Source organism: Bacillus sp. AP50, from assembly GCF_040492675.1.
Taxonomy (GTDB): domain Bacteria; phylum Bacillota; class Bacilli; order Bacillales; family Bacillaceae_G; genus Bacillus_A; species Bacillus_A cereus.
Genome location: NZ_JBEUTW010000153.1, coordinates 1 through 4,271 on the forward strand (window position 1 = coordinate 1; position 4,271 = coordinate 4,271).

Here is a 4,271-nt window from a genome sequence, read left to right on the forward strand (position 1 = left end):
CCATTCCTTCTACCCATTTAGGAGTGACATTCCATTCGGATATTCATACCTCTCCATATTGGGGTGGTACATTTTCAATTGAGGAAATTAAAAAGTTTTCTAATAGGGATTTAGATCTGAACAGATTATTTCATCAACAATTTAAACAGAAAATAAACAACTTCCTGAATTCAACGTTTTAGGCGAATTTAATAGAAAATGAATTAAACATTATAATTGCCACTTTGATTAAATGAGATAATAAAAAAACGTACACTTCTGTACGTTTTTTTATCTTTTTAGCTCCTAATTATCTATACAAAAAATTGAAATACCATTTCAACTTCTGCCTCATTTGTATATTCAACCCTAGGCATGGTGCTCGGATTACCATCAATAGCTAACGATAACGGTGCAATACTAACCATTGGTGTAGGTGTTGTTAATAAAACCTTACATGCAGTTACCCATTCTACGCCATATTTCTGACGCGCCGAATCATTTAATTTCACATCAATTCTAGAAATATTTCCAAAGTTCGTTACTGACTCCCCTGTTTGCCTATTGAACCCTTTAACCGCAATACCATTACGTAACGAGTCATACGATACAATATACTTCTCTGATGCAATTGTAAGGATTTTATACGGCATTGCACTCTTAACAAATTCAAATACATTTGGTCGTTTGTCGGGCTTTCTAGTACTCATCTCAAATACTTTAATTAACTCAATATCTTTAAGTGATAATTGTCTCTTTTTACCTCCGCAATTGCTTGCTGTATCATATGGTACAGGAGCTATATCATGAGATAATTCACCTGGAATATCAATACAATTAAAGCATCTTTCAATAGATTCTATAATTGTAACAAAGTTTAATAATTCAAAATCTATATTTGTACGTTCTAATTCATATAATTTTTGTTCAAGCATCTCTAATTCTATTTCCAAACGACATTTTGTAATAGAGGAACAATCTGAACTAGCTATATCATCTCTCATACGCTGCATAGCATCTTCAATAGCTAAGATTTCCTCATACAAATCTCCAAATCTAATTGTCATTATCACTTCCTCCTCACTTTTTTTTCGGAGCCTTAGTAGGATCTAATGTCCAAGTGATCCAATCGCTTACATCTTTTAAAGAGCTTACATGGAAGTACTCTCTACACTGTCTAAAGAAAGGAATGATAGGACTATTCCAATTCCCTGGCCCTATTTTCCCAGGTCCTTTTCTTCCTGGAAGAACTGTATATATAGTTTTCATAGGCACTAACGCATAACGATTGAATACTTTAAGGCTATTTAGCTTCCCGTCAACCTGATCGTATGTAACTTCTTTATACAGGCGATGTGAAGGTTCGCTACTGCCCTCTAACTTTTGTCTATCATCTGATACAAGAATAAGAGAATTCTCTACGGGTTTACCATTTATTACACTTTTATCTATCACTTGATCAATCGAATGATAAATTGCAGACATACCAGATTCAGGGAAATCCGATCCTCGATTAAATGTTAGCGTACTAATATCAGAAAATGCTTGTGCTAATCCTTGTACATCTACACTTTTATTCAGTAGAATTCTCCAAAAGTTCGGCCTATTCTTTCCTGCTCTGTCTGTAGGATCAGCATAGGCTACTAATGATACTTTACATGGGATTTTAGCAGCTTTAGCATAACGCTCGATTTCATTTGCTGTGGCAACTAATAAGTTTCTAACACGACCTCCAGGTTCAAGTCCCCCTCCTTCAAACATGGATTCAGAAATATCCACAACGAAAATAATATTAACCCCTGTGACTGTAACAGGTGGTACCCATGGATCTTGTTTTGGATAAGGTAAAACTTGTGGTTTTCGTGCATAAGAAGGTCTCACGCACTCCCTTATACATTCCCTGATTTTATACATTAATGTATCCAAGTTTTCACCAGATTCAAGTCCTGATTCCATGATTACTTCACGTATAGCTTCTAATTCATCTACATATTGCCGTAAAGCATCTACTGAGTATGGATGGCTATGTGCCATACCCTTACGCAAATCTTTAATCATTTTATCTATTTCTTTAACATATCTCATAATACTTTTGAGTTTAGGCATATCGATTGTAACCTCCTAACCAAATATAGTAAGCCCATTATAGGAAAAGGTGTGTCAAATGACACACCTTTGTGGTATTACCTTTTCAAGTTTCTTCTCAATTTAAGGCATCTTTTTCTAATACTTCCTCTTCAGCCTCCATTTGGCTTGCTAATTTACTAGCCTCAATAAACTCCTGAATTTCTTGCTTAGGAGTAAATCCAACTTTCTTTTCAATATTTTTACCATCTTTCATAAACAGAAGCGTTGGAATCGTACTAACTTCACACAATTTAGTGATATCTAAAAATTGATCAGCATTAACTTGAATAAATTTAATATCGTCAATTTCTTTTGACAATTCCTTAATATCCTGTGTAATCATTTTACAGGGGCCACACCAAGTAGTATAAAAATAAACTAAAACAAACCCTTCTACTATCTTTTCTTTAAATTCTTCAACTGTATTAATTTCGAACATTTTATTTCTACCTCCTGTAAAGTATTTATAAGGAAGAACGCTAATAAATCCTTTATACTGTATATTAATATAAAATAATTATATATTTGCATACATTTATGTCTACTTAATTTCCACCACAGCCGCATCCAACCTTACGAGCTACCGTATATGTATTACCGTCATTCCACTCTTGAGAAATATTTAATGCATTACGAGCAGAACTAGCCCAAACTTCTTTTTCTACATATTTTCCTTCTGCATCATGACCAGAAACCATATATTTTCGCTTGCCTAACAAATTAACCCTCTCCTTAATTACTTTTATAGAAATTACCTAAATGCTCAAAGCGAGGAACTTTTACTCCGCATACCTCAATATCCGCCATAAAAGTACTCTGAGGTTCAATCCAAGTATTTCCTTTAGCATCTTCATAAATTACCATTTCTTCATCAGTTCCTGTTTGTTTTCCCTTACCAGTAACGAGATAAATTCCACCCTTATAATATCTATAGATTTTAACTTTTTTATTATCCATATCTCCTCAACCTAAACATAATCCTCATATAAATTTATTTAATAATTTCCTTCATTTCTTTTAACCAATTTACTAAAACCATTTCTATTTCCTGCAAACGTCTTATAGAAGTACTTTCAATCATTCTTTTAGATGCTTTATTGCAAATATAGAGACGTTCTTTTTCAATATCAAATACCAAAGAAAGATGGTAATCTTGTAAACCAAGTGAAGTGGAATCATATCTTACCATTCGTTTAATGGAATGCTCGATATGTATCTCCTTTAACTTACTAGCGAGGTTTTCTCTATGCTTTTTCCACTGATCCGTTGTAAATGTATTTAATAGCATATTAAATTATCACCAACCTTAAAATCATATCCTCTAAATCTCATTTATTAACTACACTAAAATTGCTGAATCATAGTCCCCTGATACAATATAATTAATCCCTGAATCATTATGAATTTTAATTATAATCACTTCGTTAATTTGATGATTTATAAACGATCCATAAGGTACCTCAATATCTTTCATTGCATCAATAACATTTTGAATCTCTTTATTCTTAACTTTCATTGCATTTTCTATTTTGCTGCTACTATTAGAAAAATGTAATGGATACTGTAAGTTTTGCTCCGTTACATTTTTTACATTTAGTTGTTTCACTAAATATTTCACATAATCTTCTGCTTTTTTAAGCCGATTCTCCATATTACGATAGTTCTTTTCTAGCTCGGCAATATAAAGATTTCTACTCATATCTGCTTCATTATTAGAATTTGATTCAGAAGCATTCTTAGCCTTTTTATTCAATTGACTTTTTTCCTCATTGTTATCTCTTACTTGCAAATGTTGTACCTCAAGCAACTCTACATGTTTCAAGTTATTATTTTCACCTTGGTCTAACTCTTTTTTTATTGCCTTTTGCAAGTAATTAAACCATTGGACTAACCATGTATTATCAATATGACCATGAATAATTTTGTTTTGTTCTTCCATAGAAAAATCCATGTCACAAATTCTAGCAAGTCCGGAATTAATGTCGATACTAATGGACAAATTTTCCCCACTTTGAATTAACTGTACTAATCGACTAATTTTCTTAGATAATTCCATATCGTTTACCTCTCCTATTTCGTACTGGCATTATAGTAGTCGATATATATATCAATTTAGTTGCGAGTTTTTTCTATATCTAATTTAAATATTAAATTTGATATAATAC

7 protein-coding genes and 1 pseudogene are annotated in these 4,271 nt (G+C 32.4%); 1 reads left to right on the top strand and 7 read right to left on the bottom strand.

What is annotated here, in order from left to right:
* Positions 1-182: pseudogene (locus ABWK52_RS13320) on the top strand (DNA polymerase); the annotation flags it as partial.
* A gap of 111 nt (positions 183-293) precedes the next feature.
* Here the strand turns inward: ABWK52_RS13320 and ABWK52_RS13325 are convergent.
* From ABWK52_RS13325 to ABWK52_RS13355, 7 genes are all read right to left on the bottom strand, one after another.
* Positions 294-1,046: a hypothetical protein gene (locus ABWK52_RS13325; RefSeq protein WP_098382362.1), complete on the bottom strand. Its 753-nt coding sequence runs from the start codon at positions 1,044-1,046 to the stop codon at positions 294-296.
* Between the two features lie 13 nt (positions 1,047-1,059).
* A complete protein-coding gene (locus ABWK52_RS13330; protein WP_098507685.1) occupies positions 1,060-2,085 on the bottom strand; it encodes a hypothetical protein in 1,026 nt (341 codons plus the stop codon).
* 97 nt (positions 2,086-2,182) lie between these two features.
* Positions 2,183-2,545 (bottom strand): thioredoxin family protein, encoded by a 363-nt coding sequence (locus ABWK52_RS13335; RefSeq protein WP_000461692.1) that lies wholly within the window; start codon positions 2,543-2,545, stop codon positions 2,183-2,185.
* 106 nt (positions 2,546-2,651) lie between these two features.
* Positions 2,652-2,825 (bottom strand): hypothetical protein, encoded by a 174-nt coding sequence (locus ABWK52_RS13340; protein WP_000900867.1) that lies wholly within the window; start codon positions 2,823-2,825, stop codon positions 2,652-2,654.
* Between the two features lie 13 nt (positions 2,826-2,838).
* The gene (locus ABWK52_RS13345; RefSeq protein WP_000369000.1) at positions 2,839-3,063 is read right to left on the bottom strand and encodes a DUF1653 domain-containing protein; all 225 of its coding nucleotides are present in this window, start codon (positions 3,061-3,063) and stop codon (positions 2,839-2,841) included.
* Positions 3,064-3,097: 34 nt separating this feature from the next.
* Complete coding sequence (locus tag ABWK52_RS13350; protein WP_000926111.1) at positions 3,098-3,394, bottom strand: hypothetical protein; 297 nt, start codon at positions 3,392-3,394, stop codon at positions 3,098-3,100.
* A 51-nt stretch (positions 3,395-3,445) separates the two neighbouring features.
* Positions 3,446-4,162, bottom strand: coding sequence for a hypothetical protein (locus ABWK52_RS13355; protein ID WP_098541473.1), 717 nt, complete (start codon positions 4,160-4,162; stop codon positions 3,446-3,448).
* Positions 4,163-4,271 lie beyond the last annotated feature (109 nt).

Coding starts and splice junctions, on each gene's coding strand:
- ABWK52_RS13325 (WP_098382362.1), bottom strand. CDS start 1,046: ATGACAATTAGATTTGGAGATTTGTATGAGGAAATCTTAGCTATTGAA.
- ABWK52_RS13330 (WP_098507685.1), bottom strand. CDS start 2,085: ATGCCTAAACTCAAAAGTATTATGAGATATGTTAAAGAAATAGATAAA.
- ABWK52_RS13335 (WP_000461692.1), bottom strand. CDS start 2,545: ATGTTCGAAATTAATACAGTTGAAGAATTTAAAGAAAAGATAGTAGAA.
- ABWK52_RS13345 (WP_000369000.1), bottom strand. CDS start 3,063: ATGGATAATAAAAAAGTTAAAATCTATAGATATTATAAGGGTGGAATT.
- ABWK52_RS13350 (WP_000926111.1), bottom strand. CDS start 3,394: ATGCTATTAAATACATTTACAACGGATCAGTGGAAAAAGCATAGAGAA.
- ABWK52_RS13355 (WP_098541473.1), bottom strand. CDS start 4,162: ATGGAATTATCTAAGAAAATTAGTCGATTAGTACAGTTAATTCAAAGT.